Raw genomic sequence first — 16,692 nt, 5'->3', positions numbered from 1 at the left:
GGTCGATGCGGGTCCCGCACCCGGGCCGGTCGTCGCTGCGCGTCCGGGTCCTGATCATCGCGATGGCCCTGGTCGCGGTGGCGCTGCTGGTCAGCGAGACGGTCGTGGTGGGTTCGCTGCGCGGGTACCTCACCGATCAGGTGGACCGGCAGTTGGACCAGGCCGCGCGGGGACTGTCGTTCCGGCCGCCGGAGGCCGCCGGAGAGCAGCACGGCGGGCCCGGGGGCGGCAGCCGGGCCCGCGCCCCGGGAGTCCTGCCGAGCCGGATCGTGGCCGAGTACCTGTACCCGGACGGGGCCACCCGCCAGCGGCTCCGCTCGCCGGGCGCCGAGGAGGAGTTGGGGCCGCGGCTGCCGCCGTTGGACGCGGACGCGGTGGCCCGGCTGGGCCGGCACCCGTTCGAGACCGGCGCGCTGACCGGTGCCGCCCGGTGGCGGGTGCTCGCGGTGCCGCTGGTCAACGGCGAGGGCACGGTGGTGCTGGCCCAGCCGCTCGACGACGTGGACGCGACGGTCGACCGGATGCGCACCGTATGCCTGGTGATCGGGCTGACCTGCCTCGCGGTGCTGGCCGCGGCCGGGTGGTTCGCGCTGCGCGGTGGCCTGCGCCCGCTGGGCCGGATCGAGGAGACGGCGGCGGCGATCGCGGCGGGCGACCTGTCGCATCGGGTGCCGGTCCCCGCGCCCGGTACGGAGATCGGCCGGTTGTCCGCGTCGATCAACGGGATGCTGGCGCAGATCGAGACCGCGTTCGCGGCCCGGGCCGAATCGGAGACCCGGATGCGCCGGTTCGTCGCCGACGCCGGGCACGAGCTGCGCACGCCGCTGGCCAGCGTGCGCGGCTTCGCCGAGCTGTACCGGATGGGCGCGCTCACCGACCCGGCCGAGGTGGCCCGCACGATGCGCCGGATCGAGGACGAGGCGATCCGGATGGGCGGCCTGGTCGAGGACCTCCTGCAACTCGCCCGCCTGGACGAGCAACGCCCGCTCTGCAACGAGCCGGTGGACCTGCGGATCCTGGCCGCCGACGCGGTGCACGACATCAAGACGCTCGCCCCCGACCGCGCGGTCACCCTCACCGGCCTCGACGGCGGCCCGGCGCACCCGGTGACCGTGTCCGGCGACGAGTCGCGGCTGCGCCAGGTGGTGGCCAACCTGGTCTCCAACGCGCTGACGCACACCCCGCCCGACACCGCGATCCGCATCGCGGTGGGCCGTACCGCGGCGCCGGGTGACGCGTACGCGGCCTTGGAGGTGACCGACGCGGGGCCGGGACTCGCCCCCGCCGACGCCCAACGGGTCTTCGAGCGCTTCTACCGAGTCGACTCCTCCCGCAGCCGCGCGGCCGGCGGCGGCTCGGGCCTGGGCCTGGCCATCGTCGCCGCCCTGGTGGACGCCCACGACGGCCGAGTAGAAATCCACACCACCCCCGGCACCGGCGCCACCTTCCGCGTACTACTCCCCTGGACAGGACAGCCGGCACAGTAGTCGCGTAGCGTCGACCACCCGGAAAGCCCGCACGTGACCCACCATCAGCACACCCTGCACGACCCGCACTTCGGCGAAATCACGGTGCACCTGGAGATCGGCGTCGCCGTCGAGATCACCGGTGCGGCCGTCCCCACCGGCGACATCCGCAGCCGACTCCCCGAGGGCGGCGAGCCGCGCCCGGACACCGCCATCGGCACCCGCAAGCAGGCCGAACTCACCATGACCGTCGGCGTCTCGCAGGCCCGGGTCCGCCCGGCCCGAGGCCACCTGACCCGCGGCTCCTACCGGGTCGACGTCACCCACGAGGGCACCCGCTACCGCCTGATCCCCAACGGCATGACCGGCAGCCGCTTCCTCCGTAACGGCGGCGAACTGGCCGTGGTCACCACCGACGAGGGCCACGAGGTCACCGTCGACTGGACCGCGACACCCCTGCCGGCCGACGCGACCGTCGCCTACCTCCTGGCCACCGCCTTCGGCACCGGCGGCATGCCACTGTGGATGGTCACCGCCGAGGCGATCGGCGCACTCCTGCCGGGCTGACCCGAACACGCCGGCGGGCCGGCCCGCCGGACCGGCCCGCAAAGGTACGTCGCCCGCTCAGGCCTGCGCGGGCATCGCCGTCATGTCCATGTACACGACCTCCCACAGGTGCCCGTCCGGGTCCTGGAAGCTGCGGCCGTACATCCACCCCTCGTCCATCGTGTCGTTCGACTTCTTCGCCCCGGCCGCGAACGCCTTCTCGACCAGCTCGTCGACACCCTCGCGGCTCTCCGCGGTCAGACACACGATCGCCTCGGTGGTCCGCGTCGCGTCGGCGATCTCCTTCTTGGTGAAGGTCTTGAAGAACGGCTCCACGAGCACCATCAGGTGGATGGTGTCACTGATCGCAAACGAACTCGCGTTCTGATCACTGAACTGCGCGTTCTGCACAAACCCCAGCGCCCCGTAGAACGCAGTCGCCTTCCCAAGATCCTTCACCGGCAAATTCACAAAGACCATCGTCGCCATGACCCATCCCATCCCACACGTCGCAGTGCTGCCGAAGAGGTAGACGGCCACCGACACCCAAACTCATCGGCCGCCCAAAAACTCTCCCCGACTTCCCCCCAACCCACCCCGACACACCTCCACGCGCCCGCCGCCGGTCGGCCACGCTCCGGCACCGCCATCGCCGCCTTGCACCCCGGCTGCGGTCCCGTCGGTTCCGGAGGCGACCGGCGCCTCAAGGCACTGAGCCACCGCCACAGTGATGTTCCTCGCCGTCACGTCCACGGCCATGGGGCCAACCGCTCGAAAGTGGATGAGCTCCGGATCCCCGGGAACGTACTCCACTCGATACTCGTCGACGAAGGCGCTCTCCATATCCAGGGCGTCATCAATGGTGACACCGACGATTCCTTTGAGCTTGATCCTGAGCTGCAACTTCCGAGGGTCGTTCTGAAGCCACAGATCAACCGCGCTCTCACCACTCCAAACAGTCGCAGAAACTCGTTCGATGAAGTACCCCTCGAAACTGCGTAGCAACTCCGAAGCGCGAATGCAAAGACTTTCGAGAGAATGATCAGCGCTCAAGTCGTTCCCCGGTGCGGTCATGAGAAGAATTCCGACTCCCAGGAGTCGACCATGCGGTACTCGTTGGCGCCCGGCGCGGTGGTCACCTGTGTGGAGATCATCGTGAGGCGCTTGCGCGACCAGAACGTCGGCGAGCCCACGTAGCACTTGCCGGTGGGCGCGCAGTACGTGTCGGCGGGGGTGTCCGGCCATTGCCGGGCGTCTTGGCCCTTGGTGAATTTCTCCTCCGCGCAGTTGAACGTGGCGGTGACGATGCAACGCTCTGCGGTGGTGAAGGTGACCCGGGCCGGGGCGACACCGAACACGTTGTCCTTCCGCAGGCCGTAGTCGATGCGCTCGGGGTAGGCGGCGCGATCGTAGGCGACCGGGGTCGCGAAGACACCGTTCCTGGTGTAGTGGTTGGTCTCCTTCTGCCAGTACACCGCCATGGCGTTGCCATGGGTGTCCTCGACGTAGTCGAGGTTCCATCGCCAGCCCTGGAGGCGAGTTGCACCGCGGTGGCGTCGGGGCTCGGCTCCAGCTTCATCAGCACACCGTCGATGCCGGCGGCCTCGGTGGCGGCCCGGTCGGAGACGGTGACCGTCCAACTACCGCCGGGGTCGGACGAAGGCGCGTCTTCGGCCGAGCGAGCGGCGATGCCGGCCTGGGCAGCCGCGGGGCCGATCAGGACCGGAAGCCCGGCGACCTGCTTCAGACCCGCGTCCGCGGTGGTGTTCGCACTCGCGCTCTTGGCGGCCCGACCTCCCACTTCGACCGGGTCCGCAACGAAGCAAGCAATGTCGGTGACCCTGGTGTTCGATCATCGGGCTCGGGCCCGTCGATCGTGCCCGGCCGTCGGGGCCGGGCCCGGCGGCAAAAGGCCCCGGTCAGCTCTCAAGTTCCCAGGTGAGCTTGCCCTGGGCGGCGTAGGACCCGAGAATCTCGATGACCTGGCTCGGATCGGCGTCGGGAGCCACGTCCGCCGAGAAATAAGTCCCTCTCAACCATTCGTGCGGGAGGCCGAGTCGCACGAGATGGTCGTGCAATTCGCCGTGCGTATCCTCGAGTTGCGGATGATCCAGCTTCAGTGCGGCGCGGACCAGACAATGGCCGGACTTCTCGACCAGTCCGAAAACGAAACCCTCCGGATCCACCGCGACGACGTCGTTCAGGTAGATCCCCCGGGTGAAGAACGGCAGACAAGCAATCTTGAAAATGCCCTTGTCGACCTTCACGGTCCACAGTTGCTCGCGCCACTCGGGTTCACCGTCGAGAACCATGTACACCATGTGGTTCCGGGCGGCCCTCCCTACCGGGTCCTCATGTTGAATGACCGTTCCGGAGAATTCCATGACCGACACACGCCGGTCTTTCCCATGGGACATATGCTCCTCTTTTCCAATCATCAAGTAAAACGAATCGCCCCCTCGTCCAGAAGAGGGGGCGATCCATATTATCCGACTTCCGGTGGCGCCGTGATTCCGGTCAGCGGAAGAATCGGAGCATACCCGTGAATCTCAGCCGCCATGAGAGCAGCAGCAGGAATCCCCAGTGTGGTGGCGGCCAGGCCAGTGTGGCCGGGTAATTCCTCGGAGCGTTCAGTGGGGTCGGCCAGTCTCGCTTGGAGGAATTGCATGCCCTGCATGCGGGGGTCAGGTTTTGGTCCGTCAGGTCGCCCTGTCGATTTCGCGCACGAACGTGGTCCACGGCTTGCGCCGGGTTCACTCGGCACCAAGAGCACATCGGCCGGGGAAGCGCGTTGGTGCCGCGGACTCCGACGTTGTAGTCGACTCTATCGCTGTCCCTGATTATCTGGCCCGCGCCGTTCCCGCCCGCACTGCCGTACGGAATGGGGTAGATCGGTTCATTATTGGGGCCGCAGACCCCGTTGAGAGGTTGGTTGACGTTGTGGACGAGCAGCGAAGCATCCCCGGCCACCACGAAGTAGGTGTGCAGGTCCTCGACGGTCAGGTTTCGAACATCCGCGCGTTCCCCGGCTTCCCGAACATCGATGACCTCGACCGGGGAGTCCTCGACATCGAGCAGCAGTTGCCCCGGCTCCAGTTCGCCCGCGGGCACCCAGGCACCCATCTCCGGGACCCAGAACGGATGGCCCTCGGTGGCGATCAACGTCCGTCGCAACGTGGTCGACGACGGAGCCTCCGCACCGATCACCGTGATCTCCACGACGCCCTTGAGGCGATCGCCGCCAACCGTGGCCACGACCTCGCGTGCCCCCTGCTCACCGGACTCGGGATCGGCGGCGAGGACTTCGTCGCCCACCCTGATCTCGACGATGGGCTTGGTCGTCCCATCCCCCATCAACACCCGGGTGTCCGGGGCAAAGCTGTTGCAGGAGGTCCGGGTCTCATTGCGGACGGTGTTGTCCACACCCCCGTTGGGGCCGTCCTTCGGGCCGGCCTTGACGGGCGGTGCGGCCTTCGACAGATCGCCGGCCGTATCGGCGTTCTTGGCGATGGCCTGACCCGCGTCGACCGCCTTGTTCGCGGTCTTGGCCGCGGTAACGGCGTTGCCCGCGATCGGAATCGCCCCGGCGGCGGACAACGCGGCGTTCGTCCAGTCGCCCTCGGCCGCGTACAGGCCGGCATTCACAAGGTCGGCGGCTTCTCCGATGACCGGGACCATGCCTGCGACGTCGAGAGCGATATGGGCGACCGGAGCTACCTCCTTGACGGTCTCCTTCACCTTGTTGACCGCGCTCTTGACGACCTTTGGCATCTTGATCTTGGGCCATAGGCCGTCGGCGTCGGAGAATGTCAAGGGGTTGTTGTTGCCGTAGATGTACGGGTTCATCTGCAGCGGATCACCGAGATCGAGCACCGGGTCGACGGTGATGAATCTGCCGAGGGCGGTGTCGTACTCCCGGGCGCCGAGGTGAGTCAGGCCGATGGTGTCGTCGATCTGGCCGTCCACGAAGCCGCGCTTGCCGGGCCACAGTTGAGGGGCCGCGCCGCGGTCCTCGCCGAACGGGGTGATCTTGCGGCGTTGTACGGTCATGCCGCTATCGGTGCTGATCGCCGTGGTCGCGGTACCGTGCTCGTCCGCGACCAGCACGGACAGGATCGCTCCAGCGCCGCTCGTGCGTACCAGCGTCGGCGCCCCCGGTCGACTGTAGTACCTATCACCGGTGACCCTGCCGTCGAGTGTCGCGGTGACCTCGGTCTCGCCGAGGAACAGCGTGCTCCCGGTTGCGGTCTTGCGGATCAGGCGATTGCCGTCGGCGTCGTAGACGAACTCGGTACTTCCCGTCTCCGGATCGACGACCTTGTTCAGCCTGCCTTCCTGATCCCAAGTCAGGCTCTGTGTGCTGCCGGCCTCTTGGCGAGAGGTGGTGTTGCCCGCGTCGTCGTATCCGTAGGTGTTCAGGCGCTCGCCACCGGGACCGGTCGAGATGACCGACGTCAACTTGTGCGTGACACCGGCGGCTCCGGGCGCGTATGTGAAGGCACGGTTGATGTTCTTGCCGACATCGCCTGTCGGATCGTGCAGGGTCTCGCTTGTCCGGTTGCCGATGGCGTCGAAACCGTACGTACGCCAGTACGGGTCGGGACCGCCGACGGACCCTTCGGCGCCGGTGGTCGGTGCCGTTACGCACCGGTCGACGGAGGTCCATGCCTGGGTGAGTTGCCGACGGGCGTCGTAGCCGAAGCACTGGACGTCTTTGACGATGCTGCCGTCGGTGCCGGGTGTGCGGTCTTCCTGGGAAGTGACGTTGCCGCTCTTGTCGTATGCGTAGAAGGTGTCGTTGACCAGGTGAGCCCCGACCTCGCGATGGGTCGCGGTCTCGGCCAGGTCACCGGTGCGCTCGTCGTAGAAGTTCGTGGTCCACACGCGCCGCGGCGCGGTCCCGGACTGGGTTCGCAGGACATCGCCATATGGGCTGTAGATCGTGTCCGAGGTGTACCACCCATGGCCGGAGGTGGTCAGCGCCAAACCATCGGCGTTGTAGCGGGTGACGACCTTCTCGGATCCCAGCCCCCCGGCGGCTGGAAGCAGCGTCTCCTCGTTCTTACCGGTCGGGGTGTAGGTATAGCCGTACACGTACTCCCCGGCCAGCGGGCCTTCCCGAGCCGGAATGACAGTCTTGCGGCCGGTGGGCAGGTAATCGGCGGTGTACCCGGTGACCTCGTTGCGGTACGTCTGCCCATCCGTGTAGCGGATGGACGCGGTCAGCAAGCCCTTGGCGAGGGTGTCATAGGTCCACTCGGCGTGCTTGGCACCGTTCGAGTCCCCGGCCCGCAGTGATGTCTTTCGGCCGAGACCGTCGTAGACGGTCGCCGTGGTCAGGTTGCGGGCATCCGTCACGGTGACCTGCCGACCGGCGTTGTCGTAGCCGAACGTTGCGTGACCCTTATCCGGATCCGTGGTCTCCAGGAGTTGCCCGCGCGCGTCGTAACGGCTGGTCCACACGTTGCCGGCGGCGTCGACTGATTTCACGCGGTCGCCGCGCAGATCGTACTCGTAGCGGGTCTGGCTGAACTCGGTTCGTGTGGCATCTGTGAACTGGTCGAGTCTGACGGCGCGACCGAGCGCATCCGTCCAGGACCGACTCGCGATCCCGCCGGCCAGGGGCACGGTCAGCGTGTAGTCGCCGCCGTATTCCGTGCTGCTCCAGTGATCGGGGGCCAGTCCACCGCCATACCAGGTTTCGACCTTCACAGCGCGGTCGAGCCCGTCGTACTTGGTCTCGCTCCAGGAACGCAATTCGGTATTGCTCGTGGGGATGTAGAGGGCGTCCGCAGGCTCGCCATTCGCGAGGTACTTGGCGTTCGCCCGGCGGACGGTGCCATTCGCGTTATACAACCGGTCCTCGACCAAGCGGCCCTGGCCCACGGCCTCGACCTGATTCTGCCGAATGCGCAGGAGGCCGTCATACAGGGTCTTCGAGGCCGTGTAGGCACCGTCGTCGCGGACCGCCCTCGAGGTGACGACCGTGGGCTTGTTGGCACGGACGAGGTATTCGTACTCGGTGTTCGGAGATTGGTTCCCACCGGAACGTCCCGGCTGCCAGACCTTGACCAGACGTCCCAGGGCGTCGTACTCGGTGCGGGTGACTCGATCGTTCGCATCGGTCTTCGCGGTCGCTGTGCCACGACCCGTATCGAACGTGGTGGTGACCTTGTGACCCAGCGGGTTGGTGACAACCATCTGCGACGGGGTACCGCCGGTGGCCGGGGTGTACGCGGTGAGGGTGTCCTTGCCGTCAGCGTCGGTGACCTTGATGGCACGGCCGAAGTCGTCGTACGTCGTCTCGGCGGTCGTCGAGTATCCGACGCCGGAACCGTTGATCTGCTCGGTCTTGCTGACCTCGCCCCGGGTCGGTGCGACACCGAACGCCCCACCGTCGAAGAACCTGCGGTGGTCCTCGATGATCCGATCGGGGCCGACGCCCGCCGCCGCCGAACACAGCCCGGCGGTGGTGCGCTCTTGACTGGACGGGCCGATGATGTTCGCGCTCGTGTTGTGCGCGTACGTGGTCACCTTGCAGGTCTCGTCGCCGGTGACGTCCATGTCGCCGAGGTTCTCGACCTGGATCGGAACGCCGTGGACGGCATCGACAGTGGTGCTCTCCCGCACAGTCCGGGTGCGTCCACCACTGATGTGGGTCGTAGTAGCAGTGGTGTTGGTGCCGGATTGATAGGCCTTCAGATCCGGTAGCCCAGGGCGGGTTTGGGTGGCGTTCGAGCGCGACCAAGGGGTGACGACCTGACGGCTGCTGACGCCCTGGCCGTCTCCGAGGAAGGTGATGCTCTCGGCGGTCATGCCCTGATAGGGCAGCAGGTCGTCGGCGATGGTTGCGCCCGTGGAGTCCTTGACCGCGACAGAGCGGGAGCCCGACGGCAGCGGATCACCGTGCATACCGCGGAAGAATCGGTACTCGGACTTGGTCGCGACCGAACCGTCGCTCGCGTTGGTGGCACCGTTGCGGACGATCACCCGGCCATAGCCGCGCCAATCGCTCCACGTGCGTTGACTGGGCTTGCTGAACTCACTGTCGTCCTTGGCCCAAGCGGCGCCGTCGGCGTATTCGTATCGGGTTGATTCGGCGGGGCCTCCACCAACGAAGTCCTCCTCGTCGACCTGCTCCACGACGTACTTGTTGAACCACTCCGGCTTCTTGGCTTCACCCTCATCGCCCGGTTGCCACATGACTGGAAAGCAGCGGCTGGTGTTCTCGTGCGCAACCGGCTTGGGGGCGGCGGGGTCACACGGCGCGGAATACCGGACCCGAACGCCACCACCGGTTTCGGTATGGATAGCCGCGACCCGTAGTCGCTCGAATCCGGGTCGATCGTCGGTGGGGGCCGAAACGCGGTTCGGCATCGGATCCGCGTTGGCGTAGAAGGTCACCGGGGGCAACGACAGCGTGCCACCGTCCGGTCCGCGACCGGTCCGTGTGATCGATTCGAGCCACAGCGGCGGGCTCGTGTCGTAGCGGGTGTCCTGGAACCCGTGCTTGAACTCCCAGGAGTCGACCATGCGGTACTCGTTCACGCCCGCCCCCGTGGTGACCTGTGTGGTGACCATGGTCAGGCGCTTACGCGACCAGAACGTCGGCGCGGAAACGAAGCACTTTCCGGTCGCACCACAGTAGGTGTCGGAAGGCGCGTCCGGCCACTGCTTGGCGTCCTGCCCCTTCTTGGTGAAGCGTTCCGGGGCGCAGTTGAACGTATCGGTAACGATGCAACGTTCGGCCGTGGTGAACGTGACCCGAGCGGGCGCCACCACGTAGGCGTTCTCCTTCCGCAGGCCGTAGTCGATGCGCTCGAGGTAACCGGCGCGGTCGTAGGAGACCGGGGTTTTGGTCTTGCTGTTCTTGGCGTAGTGGTTGCTCTCCTTCTGCCAGTACAGCGCCATGGAGTTCCCACGCGTGTCCTCGACGTAGTCGAGGTTCCACCGCCATGCCTGGTTGCAGGACGAGTCCGCGAAGGCCGCTTGGTGGCAGATTTCACCCGCGTGATTGCCGAACACGGGAACGGTGAACACCGAGTTCGTCTCCGGCTTACCCATCGCCCAGCCTGGTAGGCGGTTGCGACCGAAGTGGTATCGAGTCCCGTCCGGAGTCGTGACGATCCAGTTCTCGCCGTCGTTGTCGCCGTTGCTCGGCGCGTCGTTGCCGCGCTGTACTCGGGTCCCGTCGTCCTTGACCGGCCGCCATTCTCCGGCAGGAGTCTTCAGTAGCGGAATCGTGGAACCACCCAGCGACAGCACTGCGTTGTCGGAGTACCAGCACAAGTCGCCGGTCGTCTTGGGATTGTTCGCCCCGTTGCCCTTGTCCTCTTCGCAGCTCTGGTAAGCGCGTTCGACAAAGCCGGGCTGGTAGTCCCACCCATCGCCGAGCCAGGACGCCTGGTTATTCGTGGTAGACGTTCGCCCGTCCAACGACTGTGACGAGTAGCCAAGTGAGATTTCGGGCTTGAGGGTCGCTGCGACCGGGGGAATGGACAGCGGATACTGCCAGGAGAAATCACCCGACGAACTACCGGCTGCCCAGGTGCCCGTGGGCTGCAACGAGGTGGCTCCGTAGTCACCCGCGTTACCCTCACCGCCACCCGTCGCGGCAACGACCATCGCGCCGCCGGCCGCCGCGCGCAGCGCCGTACCGCCGGCGCCCGGCGGGGTCGCGAGGGTCGGATCGATCGTGGTGCTGACCCGGTCGCTCTTGGCGTCGTTGGTGGATCCGAGGTCGATCGGCTCGGCGCAGCCATCGACATCCGGGGTGGTCAGAAAACACTCGGGAAACTGCACCAGACGGAGCCGCGAGCCCCAGGACGCGCCGTATAGCTTCTCAAACGCCTGGTAGTTCAGGGCGAGTTGAACCGCAGTAGCGTCGGGACTCGGGTCGAGTCGCATCAGCACGCCGTCGATGCCCGCGGCTTCGGTGGCCTCGCGGGTGGAGACAGTGACGCTCCAGGTACCTGCCGGTGTTACAGGCTCCTCAGCCGCTGCGGAGCGTGCAGCCGTGTTGACGGCGGCGGCCGGCCCGAGGAACACCGGGAGTTGCCCGACCTGGCGCAGGTCGGGCTCGGCGGTGGCGCGTGCACCCTTGGCCGCCGATCCAGCGGCCGGTTCGTCGCCGATGGCGATGACACCGGTACCACCGTCCGGAGCGGCCGTCCGGTCGAGTTTGTATTCCTGATCGGGAGTCGGTTCCGGAGTGAACTCGGCCGTGCTTTCGGTCCCCGAGACCGGCTTCTCCAACCTTAGATCGGGAAGCTCGACCCCACCGCGAGGGGGTCGGGTCGCAGCGGCGGCCTGCGCTGTGATCAGGGTCGCGGTCATCAGCATCGCAACGCACACCGCCGTGACACGCAGCGCCACGACGCGCCGAACTCGACCGACTTCCCGCGGCTCTTCTCTACGATCGCGGGCGCGACGAAGCCCGGTCTCATCCACGAACGGCACGAAAACCCCCACCCCGGCGGGCATTCCCCAGTGCCCGCGCCACAAAAGACGAGCCAGATCCTGCCGGAGCACACCCCAGAAAAGCCAGCCCAAGAATGCGAGATGACTTAGATCACTTTACTTTTCATAAACTATATATTTAAACTCACATGAATCACTCTTATGTATCTCTTCGACTCCAAACAGCAAGTTATTCGCAGGACGTCGTTCTTTTGCTTTATTACTCCTCAAAACGACACAAGAGCAGACACAAATATGAGTTTTGCGTGAGTTCGACCCCGCTGCCGATGGCCGATTCGTGTCGCGCATCGATATCGAGCCGGGTGTCTCGATCAGGCCCTCCCGGGCCATCGGGGACGCGTGATCCGCCGCACTTCGATTTCTTCGACTTTGCCCACGTGGCGTCCGGCCCCATGGAAGGCCATGCTGTGCTCGACATATCTGTGCCCGTGCTTTTCGCGAGCGCGTTTTTGCTTCGATCTTCGGTAGCGGCTGTTCATTCACACAATGGCAGCCGGGGGGTTTCAAAGGGTGGGGTGGATGGCCGTGAGACGGCTGCGGTTGGCATGGCCCGGGAAACGGGTCGGGGTGGGAGTGGCGGCGGCCGTGGCTTTGGCGGTCGGGGCCGGTGGGGTTGTGGTGGTCGTCGATGACGACGGGGACGGGCGGAAGAAGACCGGGCCCGCGGCCGCGCGGCCGGTGGAGTCGGCGGTCACCATCGCCGAGACCAAGGCGCAGAAGGTGGCCGCGGCGACCGGGAAGCCCGTGCTGGTCGCGGAGACGTTGACGGCGACCGGAACCACGCACGCCAACCCCGACGGGACCTTCACGCGGGACGAGGGGGTCAAGCCCGTCCGGGTGAAGCGGGACGGACAGTGGGTGGCGATCGACGCCACGCTCGTGCCCGCGGCCGACGGGTCGTTGACGACCAGGGCCACCTCGGTCGGGCTGCGGTTCGCGGGAGCGCCCGCGCGGGCCGGCGCCGCCGAGGACCGGGCCGGTCGCGCCGCGGCGCGCACGACCGCCGTGGCCACCGTCACCGCCGAGCCGACGCCCGCGACGGATGTGCGACTGCTCGAAATGAGCGTCGGCGCGAGCCGGTTCGCGATGCACTGGCCGGGCCCCCTGCCCGAGCCGATCGTGCGCGACTCACGCGTGCTCTACCCCGAGGTGCTTCCCGGTGCCGACCTGGTGCTGACCGCCACCGACAACGGCTTCTCGCAGGTGATCGTCGTCAAGTCCCGTGAGGCGGCGGCCGATCCCAAACTCGCCGAGCTCGGACTACGGCTCAGTTCCGCCGACCTGAGGTTCACCATCGACGACGCCCACGTCGTCCGCGCCGTCGATGCCGCCGGTCGCGAGGTCGCCGCCGCGCCGACCCCGTACATGTGGGATTCCAGCGGCCACCCGCAGACCGCCCCGACCGCCGGCCTGGACCTGCCGGGCCTGGGCGGCCCCGAGCAGGGCAGCCGCGACGCCCTCGTCGGCACCAGACTCGACGCCGACACGCTGCGCCTGACGCCGGATCAAAAGCTGTTGAGCGCACCGGAGACCACCTACCCGGTCTTCATCGACCCGTCCTTCAACGGCCAGACCGAGGCCTGGACGCTCGCCTACAAGACCTACGCCGGCAGTTCGTTCTGGAACGGCGCGAACTTCAACGGCGGCACCGACGACGCCCGCGCGGGCCACGAGTCGCAGAGCAACGGCACCTCGCAATCGTTCTTCCGGGTCGACTGGGACGAGAACGGGATGCGCAACGTCGCCGTGCAGAGCGCGACCTTCCGGGTCATGAACCACCACTCCTGGTCGTGCAACAAGCGCGAGGTCGAGCTCTGGCTCACCGCGCCGATCAGCTCCGCGACCACCTGGAACAACCGCCCGGGCGACGTCGTCATGCTCGACAAGCGCAACGAGGCACACGGCTACAACGCCTCCTGCCCGGGCGACTACATCGGCTTCAACGCCAAGAACGCCGCCGAACGCGCCTCCGCCGCCGGCTGGCCCGACATCACCATGGGCATCCGGGCCACCGACCAGAACGACGCCTACGCGTGGAAGAAGTTCCGCGACGACCCGGTCCTGTCCGTCGTCTACAACCGTCCGCCCAACCAGCCGATCGACCCGACCTTGACCCCCGGCGGCCCCTGCACCACGAACGCGCCCTTCGCCCGCATCGGCCTCACCGACGTCCGGCTCACGGCCCAGGGCAGCGACCCGGACGGCAACCTCGACCGAATCTGGCTCAACGTCTGGCGCACGGGCACCTCGGACTACCTGTTCGCGGACTACCTCTGGCCCGACTCACGCGGCGTGATCACCTACGACATCCGGGCCCCGAGGTTCGTCGACGGCGCCACCTACTCGTGGAACATGCAGGCCCGCGACACGGACGGCGCGGTCTCGGACCTCAACGGCAAGGCCGGCGGGTCGATCCCCTGCCAGTTCACCGTCGACCAGAGCGCGCCCAGCGCCCCGGAGATCTCCTCGCCGCAGTTCCCCGCCGGCAAGGACGGCGACTGGGTCGCCGGCGCCGAGTTCGGCACCACCGGTGACTTCACCTTCAAGTCGGGCGACGGCAGCGACGTCGTCGAGTACGCCTACAGCCTCGACACCACGTCGTTCACCAACCGGGCCAAGCCCAACTCCCCGGGCGGTGTCGCGACGCTGAAGATCATCCCGCCGCACGCGGGGCCGACGGTGCTGTACGTCAAGGCCAAGGACGCGGTCGGCAATTACTCCACGCAGACCGCCTACACGTTCTTCGTCGAGCCGCGCGACACCGTCGACGGCCCGATGGACTTCACCGGCGACCAGAAGCCCGACCTCGCCGCCGTCGACGGCGCCGGCAACCTGCGCGTGTACCCGTCGTTCTCGGGCGGCCGGCTCAACGAGTCGCTCGACGCCGCGGGCGTGGCGGAGGGCAAGGTGCCCGCGGGCTACTGGACCAACGCCCTGGTCACCTACAACGGCGACTACTGGGGCGGCGACGGCCTCCAGGACGTCATCGCCCGGATGCCCGACGGCAGGCTGTGGATCTACCCGGGCAACGGCCGCGGCGGTGTGGAGGTGGGCGGACGGATGGAACTCCGGCTCCCGGCCGGCGCACCCGCCCCGTCCACGTTCACCCAAATCCTGTCGCTCGGCGACGCGAGCGGCGACGGGCACCCCGACCTGATGGCGGTGGACGCCGCCGGCACGCTGTACGCGCTCACCGGCTACACCGGCGGCACGATCGACAAGGTCGAGTCGATCGGCGGCGGTGGCTGGCAGAACTACACCATCCACGGCGCGGGCGACATCACCGGCGACGGCGCCGTCGACCTGATCGCCCGCACCATCGCCGGCGACGGCAAGTTGTGGGTCTACAAGGGGGTCAAGGAGGGCAACGGCACGCGGCTGAGCTCGCTCGGCGCGAGCGGTTCCCGGTTCGAGTACGGCGCGAGCGGTTGGCAGAAGGGCCAGATCGCCGAGATCACCGCCCTTCCCGACGTCACCGCGGACGGCATCCCCGACCTCTGGGTGCTCCGCGCGAACGGCGACCGGCTCTTCTATCCGGGCCTGCGCACGGAACACGGCGGCGCCACCAACGCCACCGGCGAGACCTCCTGGGACCACTGCCAGGAATTCGCCTCCCCGGGCGGCGGCACCCAGCGCGTCTGCGGTCCGATCCTGACCAAGTACCTCGACCTGGCCGGACCGTACGGCTTCGCGGGCGCCCCGACGACGGGCGTGAACACCGTTCCCGACGGCACCGGGCGCTACACGCACTTCGCCAACAACGCGTCGATCTACTGGAGTCCGTACACCGGGGCCTGGGCGGTCAACGGCGGCATCCGCACCCGATGGTCCGAACTGGGCTGGGAACGCGGTCGGTTCGGCTACCCCAACTCCGACGAATTCGACGTCGCGGGCGGTCGGCGCAGCTCGTTCCAGAACGGCTACATCCGGTGGAACGAGGCCACCCAGACCGCGACCGAGCACGACCCCAACGACCGGACCCAGGACCGGCGCTGGGAACTCGCCGGCGACGTCAACGACGACGGCTTCGCGGACGTGGTGACCGTGTACGACTACGGCCTCGAGACCACCGCGTTCTTCGTCTCCTCCGGGAACGCCAACGGCACCCTCGAGGCGCCGTATCCGGCCTGGACCAGCCACATCGGCTGGTTCGGATCGAAGTACGCCAAGTACGTCATCGGCGACTTCAACGGCGACGGCCGGGCCGACGTCGGCGCGCTGTACGGGTACCCGGACGGCAGCAACGCGTGGTTCACCTTCGCGGCCCGCGACAACGGGACCTTCGAGGAGGGGGTCCGCAGCGCCTACGTCGCTCCCGGCAACTGGGAGTGGTGGCGCGCCACTGCGCTGGCGGGCGACTACAACGGCGACGGGGTGGACGACGTCGCGATGGTGTACGACCACGGCAACGGCGTGGCCAGCGCGCACACGTTCATCGGCAACCGCAACGGTGAGTTCAACGCACCGTTCCAGAGTTGGAAGTCGAACCCGGGCTGGTGGTGGTCGGGCGGCGTCAAGTACATCAGCGGCGACTTCGACGGCAACGGGCGCGACGACATCGCGGGCTTCTACGGGTACGGCAACAACACCAGCGACGCCGTCGCGCTGCACACCCTGCTCTCCAAGCCGGACGGCGGATTCAACGCCCCGTTCGAGTCGTGGCGGGTGCCGGCCGGCAACTGGGACTGGACCCGGGCCAAGCTCACGTCGGGCGACTACAACGGCGACGGTCGGGCCGACGCGGCGGCGATGTACGACTACGGCGGTGGCGAGTCCGCGTTGTTCACCTTCATCGCGCGGGCCGACGGCGGATTCGCCCAGGACGTGCGCAGTTGGAAGTCGGCCAACGGTACGTGGTGGGGTGACGCCGCCCGGCCCGTGTCCGGGGACTTCAACGGCGACGGCCGCACGGACATCGCGGCCATGTACAACTCGGCCGACGGCTCCTCGGGGCTGCACACCTTCCCGAGCACCGCGGACGGCCTGTTCCCCGGCTTCGTGAACGGGTGGCAGGCGACACCCGGCACCTGGTAGCGACAGGACGAGCGGAACGAACGGGGCGAGGCCCGACGCACCCGCGCCGGGCCTCGCCCCGTTCGTCGCTCACGCCGCCGGTCCGCTCTCGCGCCCCCGGCCGCGCGGGCGCGGTGTCGCCCGGCCGGTGCCGGCGGGGGTGATCCGTGTGGGTGACCCGAGTCTC

Annotated in this window: 8 protein-coding genes; 3 read left to right on the top strand and 5 right to left on the bottom strand. The window is 67.7% G+C overall.

What is annotated here, in order from left to right; all coding sequences use genetic code 11:
• Positions 1 to 5: 5 nt before the first annotated feature.
• Positions 6 to 1,487, top strand: a complete 1,482-nt coding sequence (locus OG928_RS31380) for an ATP-binding protein (protein WP_406290051.1) — start codon at positions 6 to 8, stop codon at positions 1,485 to 1,487.
• Between the two features lie 33 nt (positions 1,488 to 1,520).
• The gene (locus OG928_RS31375; RefSeq protein WP_406290049.1) at positions 1,521 to 2,033 is read left to right on the top strand and encodes a hypothetical protein; all 513 of its coding nucleotides are present in this window, start codon (positions 1,521 to 1,523) and stop codon (positions 2,031 to 2,033) included.
• 57 nt (positions 2,034 to 2,090) lie between these two features.
• Here OG928_RS31375 and OG928_RS31370 read toward each other — a convergent pair whose 3' ends face one another.
• From OG928_RS31370 to OG928_RS31350, 5 genes are all read right to left on the bottom strand, one after another.
• Complete coding sequence (locus OG928_RS31370; RefSeq protein WP_406290047.1) at positions 2,091 to 2,501, bottom strand: VOC family protein; 411 nt, start codon at positions 2,499 to 2,501, stop codon at positions 2,091 to 2,093.
• Positions 2,502 to 2,564: 63 nt separating this feature from the next.
• Positions 2,565 to 2,915: a hypothetical protein gene (locus OG928_RS31365; RefSeq protein WP_406290045.1), complete on the bottom strand. Its 351-nt coding sequence runs from the start codon at positions 2,913 to 2,915 to the stop codon at positions 2,565 to 2,567.
• Positions 2,916 to 3,082: 167 nt separating this feature from the next.
• Positions 3,083 to 3,493 (bottom strand): hypothetical protein, encoded by a 411-nt coding sequence (locus OG928_RS31360; protein ID WP_406290043.1) that lies wholly within the window; start codon positions 3,491 to 3,493, stop codon positions 3,083 to 3,085.
• 438 nt (positions 3,494 to 3,931) lie between these two features.
• The gene (locus tag OG928_RS31355; RefSeq protein ID WP_406290041.1) at positions 3,932 to 4,396 is read right to left on the bottom strand and encodes a DUF4265 domain-containing protein; all 465 of its coding nucleotides are present in this window, start codon (positions 4,394 to 4,396) and stop codon (positions 3,932 to 3,934) included.
• 133 nt (positions 4,397 to 4,529) lie between these two features.
• Positions 4,530 to 11,564, bottom strand: coding sequence for a polymorphic toxin-type HINT domain-containing protein (locus OG928_RS31350; protein WP_406290039.1), 7,035 nt, complete (start codon positions 11,562 to 11,564; stop codon positions 4,530 to 4,532).
• 447 nt (positions 11,565 to 12,011) lie between these two features.
• On the opposite strand from OG928_RS31350, the gene OG928_RS31345 reads away from it, so the two are divergent.
• Entirely contained in the window at positions 12,012 to 16,526 is a 4,515-nt protein-coding gene (locus tag OG928_RS31345) for an FG-GAP-like repeat-containing protein (RefSeq protein ID WP_406290037.1), read from the top strand.
• The last annotated feature ends 166 nt before the right edge of the window (positions 16,527 to 16,692 follow it).

The sequence above is a fragment of the Embleya sp. NBC_00896 genome (assembly GCF_045207785.1).
Classification (GTDB): Bacteria; Actinomycetota; Actinomycetes; order Streptomycetales; family Streptomycetaceae; genus Embleya.
This window is presented reverse-complemented; position numbering and strand designations above follow the sequence as displayed.